9 protein-coding genes and 7 pseudogenes are annotated in these 17637 nt (G+C 51.8%); 7 read left to right on the top strand and 9 right to left on the bottom strand.

The window, feature by feature from the left end:
* The 4 genes and pseudogenes from ACMZI0_RS08850 to ACMZI0_RS08835 all read left to right on the top strand — a co-directional run.
* A pseudogene (locus tag ACMZI0_RS08850) lies at positions 1 to 706 on the top strand (hypothetical protein); the annotation flags it as partial.
* A gap of 605 nt (positions 707 to 1311) precedes the next feature.
* Positions 1312 to 1776 (top strand): annotated as a pseudogene (locus tag ACMZI0_RS08845) (phage tail protein); the annotation flags it as partial.
* Complete coding sequence (locus ACMZI0_RS08840; protein ID WP_415672670.1) at positions 1776 to 2408, top strand: tail fiber assembly protein; 633 nt, start codon at positions 1776 to 1778, stop codon at positions 2406 to 2408. The pseudogene ACMZI0_RS08845 and the gene ACMZI0_RS08840, both read left to right, overlap by 1 nt.
* A 165-nt stretch (positions 2409 to 2573) precedes the next feature.
* On the top strand, positions 2574 to 3272 hold the full coding sequence (locus ACMZI0_RS08835; RefSeq protein ID WP_415672669.1) for a protein mom: 699 nt from the start codon (positions 2574 to 2576) through the stop codon (positions 3270 to 3272).
* Positions 3273 to 3373: 101 nt separating this feature from the next.
* On the opposite strand, the pseudogene ACMZI0_RS08830 reads toward ACMZI0_RS08835, so the two are convergent.
* A pseudogene (locus tag ACMZI0_RS08830) lies at positions 3374 to 4524 on the bottom strand (aldehyde dehydrogenase family protein); the annotation flags it as partial.
* A 1022-nt stretch (positions 4525 to 5546) separates the two neighbouring features.
* Between ACMZI0_RS08830 and ACMZI0_RS08825 the strand changes: the two are divergent.
* Positions 5547 to 6874, top strand: a pseudogene (locus ACMZI0_RS08825) (anaerobic C4-dicarboxylate transporter).
* A gap of 80 nt (positions 6875 to 6954) precedes the next feature.
* Here the strand turns inward: ACMZI0_RS08825 and gltP are convergent.
* Both gltP and cbl read right to left on the bottom strand, forming a co-directional pair.
* On the bottom strand, positions 6955 to 8262 hold the full coding sequence (gene gltP / locus ACMZI0_RS08820; protein WP_415672668.1) for a glutamate/aspartate:proton symporter GltP: 1308 nt from the start codon (positions 8260 to 8262) through the stop codon (positions 6955 to 6957).
* A gap of 498 nt (positions 8263 to 8760) precedes the next feature.
* Positions 8761 to 9715: pseudogene (cbl, locus tag ACMZI0_RS08815) on the bottom strand (HTH-type transcriptional regulator Cbl).
* Positions 9716 to 10008: 293 nt separating this feature from the next.
* Here cbl and ACMZI0_RS08810 point away from each other — a divergent pair.
* Positions 10009 to 10846, top strand: a pseudogene (locus tag ACMZI0_RS08810) (helix-turn-helix domain-containing protein).
* A 106-nt stretch (positions 10847 to 10952) separates the two neighbouring features.
* Positions 10953 to 11921, top strand: a pseudogene (locus tag ACMZI0_RS08805) (DMT family transporter).
* 47 nt (positions 11922 to 11968) lie between these two features.
* Here the strand turns inward: ACMZI0_RS08805 and ACMZI0_RS08800 are convergent.
* The 6 genes from ACMZI0_RS08800 to ACMZI0_RS08775 form a co-directional block, all read right to left on the bottom strand.
* Positions 11969 to 12469, bottom strand: coding sequence for a TlpA family protein disulfide reductase (locus ACMZI0_RS08800; RefSeq protein ID WP_415672667.1), 501 nt, complete (start codon positions 12467 to 12469; stop codon positions 11969 to 11971).
* The gene (locus ACMZI0_RS08795) at positions 12456 to 13154 is read right to left on the bottom strand and encodes an ABC transporter ATP-binding protein (protein ID WP_415672666.1); all 699 of its coding nucleotides are present in this window, start codon (positions 13152 to 13154) and stop codon (positions 12456 to 12458) included. The genes ACMZI0_RS08800 and ACMZI0_RS08795 overlap by 14 nt, the downstream gene beginning before the upstream one ends.
* 4 nt (positions 13155 to 13158) lie before the next feature.
* The gene (locus ACMZI0_RS08790; RefSeq protein ID WP_415672671.1) at positions 13159 to 14271 is read right to left on the bottom strand and encodes an ABC transporter permease; all 1113 of its coding nucleotides are present in this window, start codon (positions 14269 to 14271) and stop codon (positions 13159 to 13161) included.
* A gap of 31 nt (positions 14272 to 14302) precedes the next feature.
* Entirely contained in the window at positions 14303 to 15598 is a 1296-nt protein-coding gene (locus ACMZI0_RS08785; protein ID WP_415672665.1) for an ABC transporter permease, read from the bottom strand.
* A 2-nt stretch (positions 15599 to 15600) separates the two neighbouring features.
* Complete coding sequence (locus ACMZI0_RS08780) at positions 15601 to 17022, bottom strand: Fe-S-containing protein (protein ID WP_415672664.1); 1422 nt, start codon at positions 17020 to 17022, stop codon at positions 15601 to 15603.
* Between the two features lie 82 nt (positions 17023 to 17104).
* Positions 17105 to 17635: an iron transporter gene (locus ACMZI0_RS08775; RefSeq protein WP_415672663.1), complete on the bottom strand. Its 531-nt coding sequence runs from the start codon at positions 17633 to 17635 to the stop codon at positions 17105 to 17107.
* Positions 17636 to 17637: the final 2 nt, after the last annotated feature.

The following is a 17637-nucleotide window of genomic DNA, read 5'->3' as shown; positions in this document are numbered from 1 at the left end:
AGAGCTGGGAACCATTGTCACAGCGTTATTTATGAATAATGCCCAGTCTGCCATTAGAAATGTGCAGGCTGAAATTATTGCCATTATGACCGATGTGGGTGTTTCAACAGACCCGACTAAAAGCGACCAGTTGCTGGCTGCGCTGAAAAAGAATTTTGTTCTCCAGGCTCGTAAAATAAACAATAAAACATTAAACGCAGATATCACGCTGGGCGCGGGTGATATCGGGGCGTACACAATAGCAGAAACAGACACTGCATTAGATAAGAAAGTAAATACCACCCAGCTACAGAAGTCGCAAGATGACACAACCGCTGGCGCGGTGGTTATTAATGGAGGCCATGGGTTAGGCGCAAACGCCCGCCCTCGTACTGCTGGCCTGCTGGCGCTACCGGGTGCAATTTCTTTAGTTACACCGCTAATCACGCAGATAACCCTTTCGGTAGCACGGGTGCGTCAGGGCTTCATGTGCAGGAAGCTGCAACATATGGCTGGGACTTGTTGGAGCGCGATGGCGGCGGCGTTGATTTTAGAGTGCGCCAAATTGCTAATGGCGTTGCAAGTGAGTGGTCAAGGCTGTGGACAAGCGCAAACCTTGTTAAGCAGGCAACAGCAATTAATGGTACCGCCGGAGCGGTATTGCTTAATGGTGCTCATGGCGGGCTTGGTGGAATTGCTATATTTCTTGATAACACCACCGACGTAAATATATACCTTTCAAATAAGCAAAGCATGGTGTTTTCGGGAAATACTCCGCTGATTAACGGTGCTGGTTTTGCAGCTATTTATGACTTCAAAAGAAGCTCAGAAAACTATGCAACATTGGTTGCGTACCCTCTGACTGATTCAGTAGCTAAATACAAAGTCTTAAGCAATGGAGCCTGGAGCACTTGGTCTGAGCATGTTAATACTGAATCGTCACAAGACATAACTGGAAATAAGAGATTTGTTAAGAATGGTGAAGCTTTCCAATTAAAGCCGCTTGTTGATACTCAGTCTAGTTTTATTCGTGGTCAAAAAGCAGACGGTTCAGCGCATTGGTATATTGGGAAAGGCGGTGGGGATTTTGCTGTCGCTTGGGCTAATCAACACTCTACAGCATTGAATTCGATCACTCTTAAGGAAAATGGGAATGTTGATGTCGGGGTGGCATCTGGCAAGACAGTAAACATCCTCATTGGCGGCTCATCTGGTAGAGTTTTATCACAAGGCCACAATGCCGTAGCCGGCTCCAACGGCTTCTGGAGAACACCTGATGGCGCCGAATTAACGCCATCATTAATCGGCGCGTTATCAGTCAATAAATTTGCGGGTATTCCGCTGCCGTTCCCCGGTGCTGTTGCACCTGCGGGATTTCTGAAATGCAACGGGCAGGGATTTAACAAAACGCTTTATCCCATTCTCGCCGCGCGTTATCCGAGCGGCAATTTACCAGACTTGCGCGGTGAGTTTATCCGTGGCTTGGATGACGGGCGCGGTATCGATGCCGGGCGTGTACTGTTGTCTAGCCAGGGGGACGCAATCAGGAATATCCGGGGCAGCCTGTTTTATGGGTACGATGCTGACGGTGTAGTAAAAACTGATTCAGCAAGCGGCGCTTTGTATTACGACACAAGTGAAAAGCTGCATGACACAGATAACTATCAAAGTGTTATGTCTAGCGGCAACGCCAACGCATGGTATCCGGCCAGGCTTGACGCATCACGCGCAGTCCCTACCGCAAACGAAAACCGCCCCCGCAACATCGCCTTTAACTACATTATGAGAGCAGCATAATGAGCAATTATTCCACTGATATTGAAACCGCCAAATTAGGCGAAAATGGACTCAGCGAAAATGCAGGCTGGATAACTGTCTATCATGCACATCCGGTCACGCGCGAATATCAAAGCGCAAGCATGGAATATCTCATGCTTGGTGTGGGATTGCCTGCACACAGTTACCCCGACGAACCAGACTTACCCTCCGCCGGTCAGGCATTATTGCGCAGTCTCGACGGTATGACCTGGGAGCATGTGCCCGACTATCGCGGTAAAACAGCCTATAACACAGAGACGCGCGAAGCCTCTCTTATCACTACTATCGGTGAGCTAATCGAAGGGTTCACGTTGCTTGAACCAGCAACCGAATTTGATGCCTGGGACGGGAAAAAATGGGTAACAGATACGGCAGCACAACAAGCCGCAGAATCACAAGCCGCGCAGCAGGCGGCACAACAGGAATTAACCTCACGCCTGACGGTGGCAAATGCGCGTATTCAAACGTTGAGCGATGCGGTTGATCTGGACATGGCAACGGATGAAGAGAAAGCAGCGTTAACAGAATGGAAAACCTACCGGGTGATGTTGAATCGTATTGATGTCAGTACCGCCCCGGATATCGACTGGCCGCAACAACCACAACAATAACCACGCCATTTCTGCCCGCCAATATCGGCGGGCTTTTCTATCAGTGTTACCACTGAAATAGTTCATGTGAGAGATGAGTCAGTACTGGTGCAAGAATGATCGGCAAGGCAAATCAATTAATGAAAATTGATCTGTTAAATCGATCATAAAGAGTATGGACACATCATGTATAAAAATGCATCACGAATTTTGACCAAGCCGGAACCTGTTAAATACAAAGGGTTAATCGTAGGGTATAGCTCTCAAGAATTGAGAGTCGAAACCATCCCATGCTGGCTAGCAAGGGTTGTTGTGTCAAGTAAGCATTATAGCGGGCGCTTTGTTAACAATTCATATCTTCATTTAGGCGTATTTTCCGAGCGTGAGCTCGTTGGGGTGATGCAGTGGGGATATGCGTTAAATCCCAGCTCAGGTGCACGTGTTGTTGCTGGCACTGGAAACAGGGACTACATGGAATTAAATCGTCTTTGGCTTCACGATGTGATGCCAAAGAATTCTGAATCTCGCGCTATCAGCTATGCATTAAAAACTATTAAACTTCTCTTTCCCAGCGTTCAGTGGGTTCAATCGTTTGCAGACGAGCGCTGTGGCAAGCAAGGCGTTGTCTATCAAGCAAGTAATTTCGACTACATCGGCAATCATGAATCGACGTTCTATGAACTGGATGGCGAGTGGTATCACTCAATCGCCATGAATGCAGTTGCACGAGGAGGGGATAGAGGACGCTACTTACGAGAAAACCGGGCCAGAGCTACAACACACCGATTTAGGCAGTTCAGGTACATCCGGTTTTTGCATAAAAACGCCCGCAAGCGATTAAACGAGAAACTGTTCAAAGTTCAGCCATATCCAAAACCACAGTAAATAACACGAATCATTTTGCACAATGCTAAATCCCAATTTAATCACCTTTTTCAGCATGCAAAATGATTCGTTATTCTATGCGAAAAAATTCGCCGCGCTACAACTACCAGGCTAAACACCTCTTTTTGCACGATTTCATCATCCTGCAATGCCCCCGCCAGGACAGTCGGCTGATAGTAGTATCCGGGCCCATCAACACGCTGCCCCCCGTAATCACCTGAATATGCGGCAACGCGCTGGCCCGTTCGACAAACCCGGCGACTCGATCCAACTGTGCGGCGGTGATCAATGGCCTCAGTTCAGTTTCCGTGCTGTTCGGGTCGCCCATATTGAGGCTGGAGGCGGCCTGACCCAGTTTGCTCACCACTTCATCATAGACGCTACGCTGCACATACAAACGGCACGCTGCCGTGCAATCTTACCCGGCGTTGTAAAAACCAAAGCTGCGGATGCCATCTACTACCTGAGCGATATTGGCATCACCAAACACAATAACCGGCGCTTTACCGCCTAATTCTATATGCGTACGTTTGATACTGGAAGCGATATGCGACAGAATGTGCGCGCCCGTTGCAATCGATCCGGTAAGTGAAACCATATTCACCAGTGGATGCCCGGTCAACGCATCACCTATCGCCGCCCCCGTACCAAACACCACATTGACGACACCGGCAGGGAAAATGTCTGCCAGCAACGACGCCAGGTGGAAGGTTGTGAGTGGTGTTTGCTCTGCGGGCTTTAATACTACACAGTTACCGGCAGCAAGCGCCGGGGCCAGCTTCCAGGCGGCCATCATCAATGGGTAGTTCCACGGTGCGATCGGTGCCACAACGCCGACGGGATCGCGTCGGATCATCGAAGTGTGCCCTTCCAGATATTCACCGGCGGCGGAGCCACTCAGGCATCTTGCTGCTCCGGCAAAAAAGCGAAAAACGTCTGCCACGGCAGGCAACTCATCATTTAACGCGGCGTGATAAGGCTTGCCGCAGTTCAACGACTCCAGACGTGCAAACTCTTCGGCATGTTGTTCAATAGAATCCGCTAATTCAAGCAGTAGCAGCGAACGCGTTTTTAGCGTGGTCTGTCCCCATTGTGCAAAGGCACTCTCTGCGGCACGCACGGCTGCATCAACCTGGTGCAGTTCAGCCTGGGGTATACGTGCGATTTCCTCTCCCGTGGCGGGGTTGAATACAACCAGCGCAGCGCCCTGGCCCGCTTCCAGCTTACCGTCTATCAGCAGTTTGTCATGCATCATTGCATCCTCGTCACCAGAAAATCAGTCTGTTCTCGGTCTATGCTTTCTCTACATCGCTACGCTAAGTGTGCAAAAAAACCTGCCACTTTCATGCACCTCATCACGATTAGCCTGCACGCTCCTTCCTGGCATCTTGCGCTGCCGCGCGCGCTTCTTCAGCCAATGCCTCGATTTCCCTCTTCCGTTAGCTGCTCTGTGGCTTCATGCACTTTAGCCAGCCCATCGCCAACGGTTACCGCTTTGGGATCGTCCGCTTTTTGCTCCGCCATATTGACCTCTTCCCCCTATTGCTAACTACGTGCTCGTAGCATTAAGTGTAGTCGAACATCTCTGCCTGCTTATAGCGACCCGCTTTGTTGAATTGAAAGCCGCGAAACATCACATCCGTCACCTGTGTATTTTCTTCACGATAACTAAAGTTATTCTTAAATCAGACAGTAAATAATTTTTTTAATAGCCGATTATGCTATAAAAAAACATCGCTATGGATTTCCTTTTCTGGAGGGGAAAGCGCAATAAAGGTGAAAACCGATTTTTCCAGAAACCATAACATGACAACTGGCACATTCATTGCTGTAACGGCTGCGTGATAATGCAAAAAACGCTTTATCACGAAAGAGGTAACGACATTGAAAATCATTATCATAGATAATGACTACCAACAAAAAATGCGACATGCTCTTTTATTATCGCTTTGGTAGCAAAAAACAAACCTAACTGAATCAATAAGACAGCAAAATAAAAACAACAGTGAAAAATATAATAAACATTACCTTAAGAAGTTAACTTAATAAGTTTATATTGTGTTTTAATTTTTCTAATATAATTAATTTTAGAGTTAAATAACTAAATAAACCAAATAAAGATTATTATTGGGATCTGCTTCTTTTATTTGAATTAAAGTTTGTAAATATAAAAAATTATAGACGTGGATCAAATAAATAATAATCAAATAATCCCTATAGTACCCCCGACGACAGTAAGCCAATTTAATTAATTTATCTCGTCAATATTGAGCAATGGGGTACCTATGGATTTTATCATGCCTTTTTTACGGGGCGAGAAAAGGCGGTATAGCACTGGGCCTGCTCGGCGGTATCGGGCTGGTTATTCTGGTCTTTGTGTTTAAACTCAAACCTGGCACGCCGCCCGTCGACGTGATGCTGGTGATTATCGCAGTGGTTGCTGCTTCCGCCACCCTCCAGGCCTCCGGCGGATTGGATGTGATGCTGCAAATCGCAGAACGTCTGCTGCGCCGCAACCCGAAATACGTTTCTATCATTGCACCGTTTGTCACCTGTATCCTGAGATTCTTTGCGGTACAGGCCACGTGGTGTATACCATCCTGCCTATTATTTATGATGTCGCCATCAAAAATAATATTCGTCCAGAACGGCCCATGGCTGCCAGTTCGATCGGCGCACAAATGGGGATTATCGCCAGCCCGGTTTCCGTGGCGGTGGTTTCGTTAGTTGCTATGCTGGGGAATTTTACCTTCAACGGTCGCCACCTGGAATTCCTCGATTTGCTGGCCATTACCATTCCATCAACGCTGTTAGGTATCCTGGCAATTGGTATTTTCAGTTGGTTCCGTGGTAAAGATCTGGATAAAGATGAAGACTTCCAGAAATTTATCTCTGTGCCGGAAAACAAGCATTACGTTTACGGTGATACCGCCACGCTGCTGGACAAAAAACTGCCCAAGAGCAACTGGGTTGCCATGTGGATCTTCCTGGCTGCCATTGCTGCGGTAGCCATTCTCGGTGCCGATGCCGACTTGCGTCCAAGCTTTGGCGGCAAGCCACTCTCCATGGTGCTGGTCATCCAGATGTTCATGCTGTTTGCTGGCGCTGTGATTATTATTGCCACCAAAATCAACCCGGCTAATATCTCCAAAAACGAGGTATTCCGCTCAGGGATGATCGCAATCGTCGCGGTGTATGGCATTGCCTGGATGGCAGAGACCATGTTCGGTGCGCACCTGGATCAAATCAAGGCAACGCTGGGCACGCTGGTAAAAGAGTACCCGTGGGCCTATGCACTGATCCTGCTGCTGGTATCGAAGTTTGTTAACTCTCAGGCAGCGGCACTGGCGGCGATCGTGCCGGTAGCGTTAGCCATCGGTGTCGACCCGGCGTATATCGTTGCCCCTGCACCCGCCTGCTACGGCTACTACATTCTGCCAACCTACCCAAGCGATCTGGCTGCAATCCAGTTTGACCGCTCCGGTACCACCAAGATTGGTCGCTTCGTTATCAACCACAGCTTTATTCTGCCGGGGTTGATTGGCGTATCCACATCGTGTGTGTTTGGCTGGGTGTTCGCCGCAATGTACGGCTTCCTCTGATCCTTACCAGAAAAAAAACCGCCCGATTCTCGGGCGGTTTTTTTTACGGCGTCTGTCAAAAAGCGGGATTAGAGCTTACTCTACACCAGAGTAGGGGCAACGCCCTTAATTTCATGCTCGTAGGCACGGGCTTTCTCTTCATCAAACTGCCCTTCCCACTTTGCAACTACCAGTACGGCAAGTGCATTGCCCACCACGTTCAGCGCTGTGCGCGCCATATCCATGATGCGATCCACACCGGCGATAAAGGCCAGCCCCTCCAGCGGAATGCCCACGCTGCCCAAGGTTGCCAGCAGCACCACAAAGGAAACGCCCGGCACACCGGCAATCCCTTTCGACGTCAGCATCAGCGTTAACACCAGCACAATCTCTTGCCACAGCGAGAGATCAATACCGTAAAGCTGAGCAATAAAAATGGCGGCGATGCTCTGATACAGCGTTGAACCATCCAGATTAAACGAATAGCCCGTCGGCACCACAAAACTGGTGATCGATTTCGGCGCACCGTAGGCTTCCATTTTTTCAATGATACGCGGCAACACGGTTTCGGAACTGGCAGTGGAATAAGCCAGAATCAGTTCGTCTTTCAAAATGCGAATCAGCATAGTGATACGCAGACGGCACAAACGCGCCACGATGCCCAGCACCGCCAGCGCGAAGAACAGAATGGCGACATACACCAGGATAACCAGTTTGGCGAGCGGCCACAACGAGGCAAAACCAAAGTTGGCCACCGTCACCGAAATCAGCGCAAAGACCCCAACCGGCGCATAGCGCATGATCATATGCGTGACTTTAAACATGGTTTCGGATACGCCACGAAACACGCTAAGCACCGGATCGCGGTGCGCTTGTGGCAGTGAGGACAGCCCCAATCCGAACATCACGGAAAAGAGAATGATCGGCAGCATTTCACCACGCGCCATTGCCGCAAAAATGTTAGGCGGAATCAGTGACAATACAATAACAACCAGGCTGTGCGGCCCGCTTTGTACCTGTTCGGTGGTTTTCTGATACTGCGAAATATCCACCGAGGTCAGCAAAGACATATCAATGCCATGCCCAGGTTGGAAGATGTTCGCTAGCGTGATACCGAGGATAATGGCAAAGGTGGTAATAACTTCAAAATAGATAATGGTTTTGAGACCAATTCTCCCGAGTTTTTTGGCATCCCCTACGCCCGCAATACCGACAACCAGCGTGGTGATCACAATCGGCACCACAATCATCTTGATAAGACGGATAAAAATATCGCCGGCAGGACTAAGAATGTTACTGATAAGCCACTGGCGATCGGCGGGGTTTTCGTGCAGCACCGCCCCCACAATGATGCCCAGACATAGAGCGATAAGGATTTGCCAGGCAAGGCTGATTTTCGTTGATTTCATAGTGAATTCCATTACAAGACCACCCGGTTCCGCGAACGTACGGCCACTGCGCCCCTCTTCCGGTTGAACGGCGCACAAGGGTGGCGGAGATAAAATGTGACCAATGTGAATGCCGATGCAGTACGCCTTGATAACCCCTCGGTGTGGCATATGTGTCTTAACACACAATGCACGAACCGGATAAGGAGTGACAATTGACTGTATCTGAAAGCAAAACATTAGACATAGGTTATTGTTATGGCCGGGGATACTACTATCCCGTATCCCGTTTCCGTGAGATCAAGCAGGTAAATTGGGCGAAAAATCACATTTATGTCAAAATAATGTGATAAAACACTGAAAAACGCGTGAAAATCTCGGTTATTCACCGTTATAAATAAAAGATAAAGCAGATATGTCAGGCGGGAGCGAAAAGAAGCAGCAGGATGCGTAATGGCAGCCAAAAGCGGTTCACTTGATCGATATCAAGCAAACCGCGCTCGCCGCTGGTCTAAGGGGTTAAATCTGATAATCGATAACGGATTCTTCGTTATCGGAAAAGACTTTCTCTTTGATCTCATCCAGCGACAGATCGCTGTTGCACAATTGCAGAAATTTCCAGGCATAATTGCGTTGCAGCTGACTTTTCTTCAGCCCGATCCACACCGTATTGCCTTCAAACAGATGCTCAGCATTCAGGCGAACCAGCCCCTTATCCCGAGCCGGTTCATAGGAGTGGTCGGCAACAATCCCGACGCCCAGTCCCAACTCGACATAGGTTTTGATCACATCCGAATCCTGAGCGCTCAGTGCGATATCCGGCGTCATACCCGCAGCCAGAAACGCACGATCGACGCGTGAGCGTCCGGTAATCCCCTGACGGTAAGTAATCAACGGCAGTTTACTGAGCATATCCAGCGTTACCGTGGGCACATCAACCAGCGGATGCTGCTGTGGCACCAGAATGGCGTGATGCCAGCGGTAGTAAGGAAATGCTGCCAGCGTGGCATCATTCATCAGTTGTTCGCTGGCGATACCGATATCCGCTTCGCCTGAGTGCAGCATGGCAACAATATCGTCCGGCGTGCCCTGATTGAGCACCAATCGAACTTGAGGGTAGATGGCACGAAACTCTTTGATCACATTGGGCAAGCTGTAGCGTGCCTGGGTGTGTGTGGTAGCTATCACCAGTTGGCCAACATCGTTATTGGTGAATACATTGGCCAGACGACGAATATTGTTAGCGTCATTCAGAATACGTTCCACCACCACCAGCAACTCTTTGCCCGGCTCAGTCATTCCCAACAGTCGCTTACCGCGGCGAATAAAAATTTCTATGCCCAGCTCTTCTTCCAGCTCACGGATATGGCGACTCACCCCCCGACTGAGACGTAAACAGCGAATTGGCGACTTCCGTCAGATTATAGTTGCGCCGTGCCGATTCTCGAATAATCTTCAGTTGTTGAAAATTCACGTTTCTCTCCGTCTATACATCGCTATTTCATAACGCTGTATAATTACGGGGGAAAAAACGTTGAGACAAATAAGCAATCGGATTGTGTTATATTATTTTCTACTAAGAAAATAATCAGGGATGGTTTACCTCACGAACCACAGCACGAAACTCATAAATAATAATTAAAATCAAAAATTTAATATTATCACTTTTGATATGGATTTAATTTTCATCGCGAATTTATAAATCTTTTTGTTATGATTTATACAATTCTTGTCTTACTCATTCAAAAATACGTCATGGACCTGCGCATGAATAACGCCCCTCTCTCATTGCTGGATAAAAAAGAAGGCGTCGACCGAGAGATGTTTCAAGGTACTCTGGATCGCGCGCAGTTTCGCCATGTTCCTCAGCAACCCGGCGTTGAGTTGTATCAGGCGCATATTGCCCGTTGCGCTTTTGAACCCCACACCCATGACGCCTTTGGTATCGGCACCATTGACTTTGGTGCCGAGCGCTTTCGCTATCGCGGTGCTCAGCACGTAGCGGCACAGGATACACTGGTGTTGATGAACCCCGATGAGCTTCATACCGGGCAGGCGGTCGGCGAGGAGGGGTGGCGTTATCGCATGATCTATATTGATCCTGTGCAGTTAGAGACACTCTCTGGTGAGCAGGGCTGATGGTTCAGCGATGTGGTACGCCATGACCCACTGGCGGGCGCACGATCCCCTTGACTGCGACAGCCTGATGATGGGGATAATCGACATTTTTCGTCCTTTTGCCCGCGTAGCACAGCCGCTGCAAACTGAAGCATCATCGCGCTTTGACGCGGTGAAGCACTACCTGAATGACAACTTTGCTCACGCGATTACGCTTGCCGAGCTGGCAGACGTGGCCGCGCTCAGCCCTTATCATTTCCAGCGTCGTTTCAAAGCGCATTACCACGTCACACCGCATCAGATGTTGATGGCAATTCGTCTGCAACGCGCGAAGCAACTGTTGTGCCGAGGAATGCCTGCTGCACAGGTAGCTGCTGAAGTTGGCCTGACAGACCAGGCCCATCTGACCCGCAGCTTTACCCAGCGTTATGGCATCACCCCGGTTCGCTATCAAAAACAGGTCATGCCCTACCGCCGTCACCCGTGAAAAAGCGCAATATCCTACAATATGTTATCTGGCTTACCGGTTAGGCTTCCCCTGATACAACACGAGAAGGGTTAGCCCTTCAGAATTAACGGGTAATGGGTGTCATATGCTGAGCGGTATCGTTTTTGCCCTGACGGCGGGTTTGATGTGGGGGCTGATCTTCGTCGGCCCGTTGATGGTGCCGGAATACCCTGCCGCGTTGCAGTCTGCGGGGCGTTATGTGGCGTTTGGGCTGATAGCGCTGCCTTTGGAGTGAGCTGACAGAAAACGACTCGTTGTTTGAATCGCGCAGATTGGGTTGAAGCATTGAAGCTTTCGGCGGTCGGCAATCTGCTCTATTACTTTTTCCTTGCCAGCGCGATTCAGCGTACCGGAGCCCCCGTCTCCACCATGATTATCGACATCCTGCCCGTGGTGATTGCCGTTACCACTAATTTGCTTTATGGACGACAGGAAGGGGCTCTCTCCTGGTGGCGATTAACGCCGCCGCTGCTGTTGATTTTACTTGGGCTGTTATGTGTGAATCTGGCGGAACTGAGTGCGCACGCTGAGCAGGTCGATATGGAGCGCTATCTTAGCGGCATCGGTATGGCAATTATCGCAGTGATCTGCTGGACCTGGTATCCACTGCGCAATGCGCGTTGGTTGCGCCGTAATCTGGATAAAAATCCACCACCTGGGCCACCGCACAAGGGATCGTAACGTTGCCGATGGCCTTGCTGGCCTACGTCATTGTCAGCGGTCAACTTGCCCTGACGAAACCGGATTTTGTCCTGCCGTTTGGCCCGCTCCCACTGGCGTTTATTGGCTTAATGCTGGCGATCGGGCTGCTCTGCTCCTGGCTCGGTACCTTCTGCTGGAATCAGGCCAGCCAACGCCTGCCTACCGTGTTGGTAGGACCGCTGATTGTGTTTGAAACGCTGGCTGGGCTGACTATACCTTTATGCTGCGACAGGCATGGCCGCCGCTGACGCTGTGCGGCATTTTCTGTTTATTGGTGGGCGTAGTGGGCGCAATGCGCATCAAGCCAAAACCGGTAGTGGTGAACGTAGATACGGCGGTGCAAGAGAAATAAGCATGAGGGTGACGCAGGATTTCCCCTGCGTCACCGACTAAACGTAATTACGCGCCAGTGGCTAACTGTTTGAACAGCGCCGTCAATTGCTGTTCATTACGCGCGCCTTCATGCCGCGCCGTCACTTTCCCCGAGGCATCGATCACAAATGATGTCGGTGTGCCAACCACTTGATAGCGCTCTTTAGTGATGCCCAACTGATCGCGGATCACCGGGTAGCTGATGTGCTGTTGAGCCAACAGCGCAGCAATATCCACCCCGTCAGGATCGGTATTCACCGCCACCACCACCACGTTATCCGCGTAGGTTTTGCTCAGTTTTTCCAGCGTGGCCATCTCCGCCAGACAACCACCGCAACCGGAAGACCAGAAGTTAAGATAGACTTGTTTGCCCTGCCAGCGTGCCAGTTCCACCTGTTGCCCGGCAGGATCGTAGGCTGCCAGCGCAGGGGCGCGTGCACCAACCTGCACCTGCTCTTCTTTGCAGCCCGACAGCAGTGCCAGTGCGCCCATCAGGCACCCTAGCGTTATCACTTTACGCCACTGCATGTTGTTGGACCTCCTCGCTCAGATACTTGCCGTGCTGCAAGCGGATGATACGGTCAGCAAAACGCCCCAGTTCCGGATTGTGCGTTACCATTACGATGGTGCGCCCCTGATGATGCAAATCCTGCAACAGCGCCAGCACGCGCTGCTCGTTCTCTTCATCCAGGTTACCGGTCGGTTCATCGGCAAAAATCACTGGTGGTTCGTTCACCAACGCGCGGGCAATGCAGACGCGCTGCTGTTCCCCGCCGGAAAGCTGGCTTGGCAGGTGATCGGTACGGTGTTCCAACCCCACCTTCGCCAGCACCTGACGCGCCGCCGTTTCATCGACTACGCTGTGGTAATGCTGCGCCAGCATCACGTTTTCCAGCGCGGTAAGAAACGGGATCAGGTGGAATTGCTGAAACACCAGCCCGATTTTGTCCGCACGAAAACGCCGCCATCCTTCTTCATCCAGCGCCGCTGCATCTACTCCATCCAGCAACACCTGCCCTTCCGTCACGGTATCAAGGCAGGTGAGGATATTCATCAACGTGGTTTTTCCAGAGCCGGATGCGCCCATGATGGCGACAAACTCGCCGCGCTGAATGCAAATATTGATGTTTTCCAGCGCAGTGACCTGCCCGAAGCGTTTGTACAGTTGGCGGGTTTCAATCACCGCCTCTTGCGGGTTATGTGCAACACCCATTGAATCACTCCCCTTTTAACACTTTTGCGGGCTCGACATGGATCGCGCGCCGGGTAGGAAACACAGCGGCAGCAGCGGCCACCAGCAACGACAACAGCAGCGTCAGCGGCAACACGGGCGCACGCAGCGAAATGCTCGCGTTAAACACCGTCAGCCCCAGCACCTGTGCCAACAGATAACCGAGCAGACAGCCGCAAACTACGGCTGCGAGTGCAATAACCCCGGTTTCGGCCAACATCTGGCGCACAATATCTTTACCGCTCGCGCCCAATGCTTTCTGCAACGCAAACTCTTTGGCGCGCTCGCCGACAATCGCCATCAGCGTGGTGTTCACGCACAGCGAAGAGAGCGCCAGGATTACCGCGGAAACCAGCCCCATTAGCCCTTTGATCTTGTTGAGCACCTGTCCTTCCGAGGCAGAAACCTTCAGGATCGGGCGGATTTCCAGATCGGGATATTGCTTTTGCAGACTGGCAGCAAAGCGATCCACTTGTCCCAGATCGTTGCTAACACTCAACAACGCATTACTGATGGTACCTTCCTTTTGCAGCCAATTTTGCGCCAGTTCCAGGTTGACGATCAGCATGTTGTCAGTGGCATCACCGGCTTCAACGATCCCTTTGATGCGCAGGCGTTGACGCTCACTGCCATCGACCAGCGTGACGTTATCGCCCACTTTGACATGCAGTCGCTCCGCCAGCTTGACACCGATCATCGCGTTACGATCGTCAAACTTAACGCCAATCCAATCGCCGGTTACCTGCCAGTAGGGAGAGAGCTGGCGCAGGGCATCAAACCACACGCCCATCAATACCACTTTCTCCAGCTCGGTACGCGCCGTGCCATACAGATACGGACTGGCGGCATTGATCAACCCCGGCGGGGCGTTATCGAGAATCGGCTGGAACCCGCTTTGCGCCAACGTGCCGCCGTGCGCCGGGCCAATATAAAAGTTGGCGCCAAAGGTACGCAGTTCCTGACTCATTTTGGCGTTGATATCAAAGTACACCGCCGACATGGCCGTCACAATGGCGGCACCGACGGTCAGAGCCGCAAACACCACGCTGACGCGCTGCATGCGCAAACGCAAAGCACGCATCACCAGCCGCCAAAACATGCCGCTTACCCAGCTATCTGAACCCGTTTTGTTAACGGCCATACAGCACCTCCACCGGATAGAGCCGCGCAATGCGCCGCGCCGGGAACCAGGTGCCAATCACGGCAATCAACATAGCAATCACCAATACACAGGGAATTACCACCCAGGCAAAACTGAGCGGTACGTCGAACAGCATCAGGCCGATAGCGCGCGCCAGCCCCCAGCCCGCGATGCAACCCAATGCGCCGCCGAACAAGCCGCTCATCGCCGCTTCGAGATAGAACAGCAGCATAATCTGCCACTGCCGTGCGCCAAGCGCTTTCATCAAGCCGATTTCCTTGGAACGCTCCATGATGGTACTGGTCATCAACGACGCAATACCCATCGCGGCGGCGGCCAGCGCGGCGAAGGTGACCACACCTAACAGCAACTGAATCTTGTCGATTACCACCCCTTCCGAGGTAGCAACCTGCCAGATAGGACGAACCACAGAACCGGAGATAGCTTCTTCCAGCTGGTGTGCAATCGAAGAAACGTAGGCAGTGCAGTACCACAAGTCATACTCTTCCGCGTTAAGGGCTTCGAGGTTCTCCCGTGCACGACGAGACAGCTCATTTTCCGGCACCGTCAGCGCAGAAACGCGTATTGCCTGAACCTTCCCTTCCAGCCCCAGCATGTTTTGCACTGCCGCCAGCGGCATCACCAGGCGGTTTTCTTCATCGCCGCCACTGGCGAGAATACCGCTGATGCGCACCTCAAGCGCACGTTCAGGCCCCTGCAAACGTAGCGTTTGCCCGACCTGCCAGCCGTTTTGCTGTGCCAGCTGTTTCCCTGCCAGCGCCACAATGCCCAGCCCGCTCTGCAATACACTTTCGCTCACCGGCTCGGTCGGCCAGTTACCCGTTACTTGCCAGTAAGGGCTGACGCTCTCTTGCCCGGTGTGATAATCCTCTTCATCAGGAATGGCGATCGGCTGTGAAAAGAAGGTTCCCAACACGGAAACATGCTTCCCGCCGACGAGCACGTCACCGCTGAGCAACGGGGCAAACCCGACGATATTGTTGCGCCAAAAGATATCCTTGATGTTGGGCAGCTCAGATTCATCAAGAAATTCTTCGCTGGCTAGCGGATTGCTGTTTTTACCAAACAGCGCCGCCTGTCCGGCAGGTTCCACCAAAATATTGGCACCGTAGGATTTCAGCTCGCGCGCCATTTTGTCGCCAATATCGATCGATACCGCCAGCAGCGCCGAGATCAGCCCGGCGGCTAAAAACACCGTTAACACCGCCAGCGATTTGCGCCGCACATTACGGCTCCAGGATTGACGTAGCATGCGCCATAACATGATTACTCCTCCTCGTCCGCTGCGGCGTTATCCGTCGCAGACTCGGTGTCTGTTGTCGTATGCGCCGGTTTCGCTGCCACAAAGCTGCTGGGACTGTTGCGGAACTTGTTATAGTTGGCTTCAGAAGCAAAGAAGTAGGTCTTCCCGGCATAGCGGTATTTGTGCTCTGCTTTCAGGTTGGTCAGTTTGCTGCCGTCGACCGGATCCACCACATCCATTGAAACCACCGTGGTGAAGTAGTTAGCCCCCACCGCCAGCGACGCATAGCTGATAACCAGCTCGTTATCGTCGTTACTCCAGCCTTCAATCGGCACCGGGTTGCATCCACCGGCTTTACCAATAGAAGGAATAAAGATCCGCACGCCGCAGGCGACACAAATCACCTGGTTACCTTCCATCACATAGCCCTGATCGCCACACAGCAGGCAGGCATCAAACACCACGCCGAGGCGTAGCCTGTCGGGGTAGCGGTTAATCACAAAGAAGCGAACGGCCTTGCCATCATCGGCAATCCACACAAAGCGGTGCAGCTTGCCGTCACGCACCTGTTCGATGGGAATATGCACTTTGCCATCCGGGCCAATCGTCACAGGTTGCGCTTCCGACAGGCGCGGCGGCTGCGATGCCACTTTATCCCAATAAAGCTGCCCCAGCGCCACCACCAGCAGGGCAACCAGCGCGGCAGTAAAGGTCCGGCGCGTGTTGCGGTAATCTGCGGTTGCCTTACGTTTGGCGATCGCTTCGGTGGTCGCCTGCATGTGCTGACGGGTTTGCAGTAGCGGTAACATAAAACCGGCCGACAGCAGCAGTGCGCAGAGATAGTTAAGTGCCGCACCATTATTAGTGACACGCGCCACAAAGCTCAGGCGCAGTTTGGTCAAGCCAAGCGCTTGCAGCTTCATCAGCAGCAACATCAGATTTCCGCAGAGCGGCAGCGCCAGCAATGCCACCAGCAACACCAGCAGCGGCCAGCGCAAGCGCGGTAAACGCCGCACCATCATGCTGCACAGCACGACGCTGAAAGCGACCCAGCAAAATGCCAGAACTACCGCGCTGATATTCAGCAGTAAATCGGTATTCACCACATGGGTGGTGGTCAGTGCGGTCAGATTGGGATCGTCGCCCCAATGCACCGCTGCCCCGATAATCAACAGTCCCTGCCAGAGATAGCCCAGTCGCGCGCCCTGTGTTAGCTGGCTCAGTAAAAACAGCGCCAGCGCAGCCAGTTGAATCAAGGTAAATGTGAGTTGAACGGTTTGACTGGAAGGCAGGAGAATTCCCACCAATGTACCGACCAGCAAGGCCAGTAGCGTCGTCCACACCAGCGGACGCAGACGAGGAGCAAAACGGTGACTCCAATGGAGCCCTAACAGCAGTGCGACAGGCAAAAACGTTTGTAGCACGGTAACAAAAAAATGACTCATAACGCACACTCAGTCGAAGCCCCCTGCACCCAAGGCAACAGGGGGGATTTCCGTAACGGCCTTACGCGATCCTGGGATCGAATTATTTATCCAGACCGACGTATTTAAAGTCGTAGCTGACATCAAACGGTTTCCACCAGCGGCCTACACCGGTTTCACCATCGGTATGACGGTGCATACCCGCTTTTGACGGCGGCTCAATGTGATAGGTCACTTTGTAGTTACCCACGCCCATCATTTTGATGTTGGCACCGTAGTGCGGGCCATCGCTCGCCACCATCGGCATGAAAGTCCCTTCCTGCTTGGCACCGGTATCGGTGTTCACCAGGGTGTAAGCGATGGTCAAGTACGGCATCCATTCGCCCGCGCCAAAGCCGTTTTTGTTGCCTTCCACGGCATGGATGTCCGCTTCCAGGTGAATATCGGATTTAGCCGCAGGCAGACCCATGCCGCGTGGCTCCATGTCGATCGGCTGCAAGTAAACCGCAGCGATTTCCATTTCGTTGATGGTGATCGGCTCACCTGCCGGATGTTCGGTAAACGCGAACGCGGCAGGAGTAGCTAAAACCCCGGCAATAATCGCGCTGGCAATCAAACTTTTTTGCATATTCATCA

It is taken from the genome of Symbiopectobacterium sp. (assembly GCF_047692315.1).
Classification (GTDB): Bacteria; Pseudomonadota; Gammaproteobacteria; order Enterobacterales; family Enterobacteriaceae; genus Symbiopectobacterium.
The sequence above is the reverse complement of the archived record's forward strand: the minus strand, read 5'-3'. Positions and strand labels throughout refer to the sequence as shown.

Bases quoted from the DNA above. Each gene is read 5' to 3' on its own strand.
- gltP (WP_415672668.1), bottom strand. From the start codon at position 8,262: ATGAAATCAACGAAAATCAGCCTTGCCTGGCAAATCCTTATCGCTCTA.
- ACMZI0_RS08800 (WP_415672667.1), bottom strand. From the start codon at position 12,469: ATGCAGTGGCGTAAAGTGATAACGCTAGGGTGCCTGATGGGCGCACTG.
- ACMZI0_RS08775 (WP_415672663.1), bottom strand. From the start codon at position 17,635: ATGAATATGCAAAAAAGTTTGATTGCCAGCGCGATTATTGCCGGGGTT.
- ACMZI0_RS08840 (WP_415672670.1), top strand. From the start codon at position 1,776: ATGAGCAATTATTCCACTGATATTGAAACCGCCAAATTAGGCGAAAAT.
- ACMZI0_RS08835 (WP_415672669.1), top strand. From the start codon at position 2,574: ATGTATAAAAATGCATCACGAATTTTGACCAAGCCGGAACCTGTTAAA.
- ACMZI0_RS08785 (WP_415672665.1), bottom strand. From the start codon at position 15,598: ATGTTATGGCGCATGCTACGTCAATCCTGGAGCCGTAATGTGCGGCGC.
- ACMZI0_RS08780 (WP_415672664.1), bottom strand. From the start codon at position 17,022: ATGAGTCATTTTTTTGTTACCGTGCTACAAACGTTTTTGCCTGTCGCA.
- ACMZI0_RS08790 (WP_415672671.1), bottom strand. From the start codon at position 14,271: ATGTTTTGGCGGCTGGTGATGCGTGCTTTGCGTTTGCGCATGCAGCGC.
- ACMZI0_RS08795 (WP_415672666.1), bottom strand. From the start codon at position 13,154: ATGGGTGTTGCACATAACCCGCAAGAGGCGGTGATTGAAACCCGCCAA.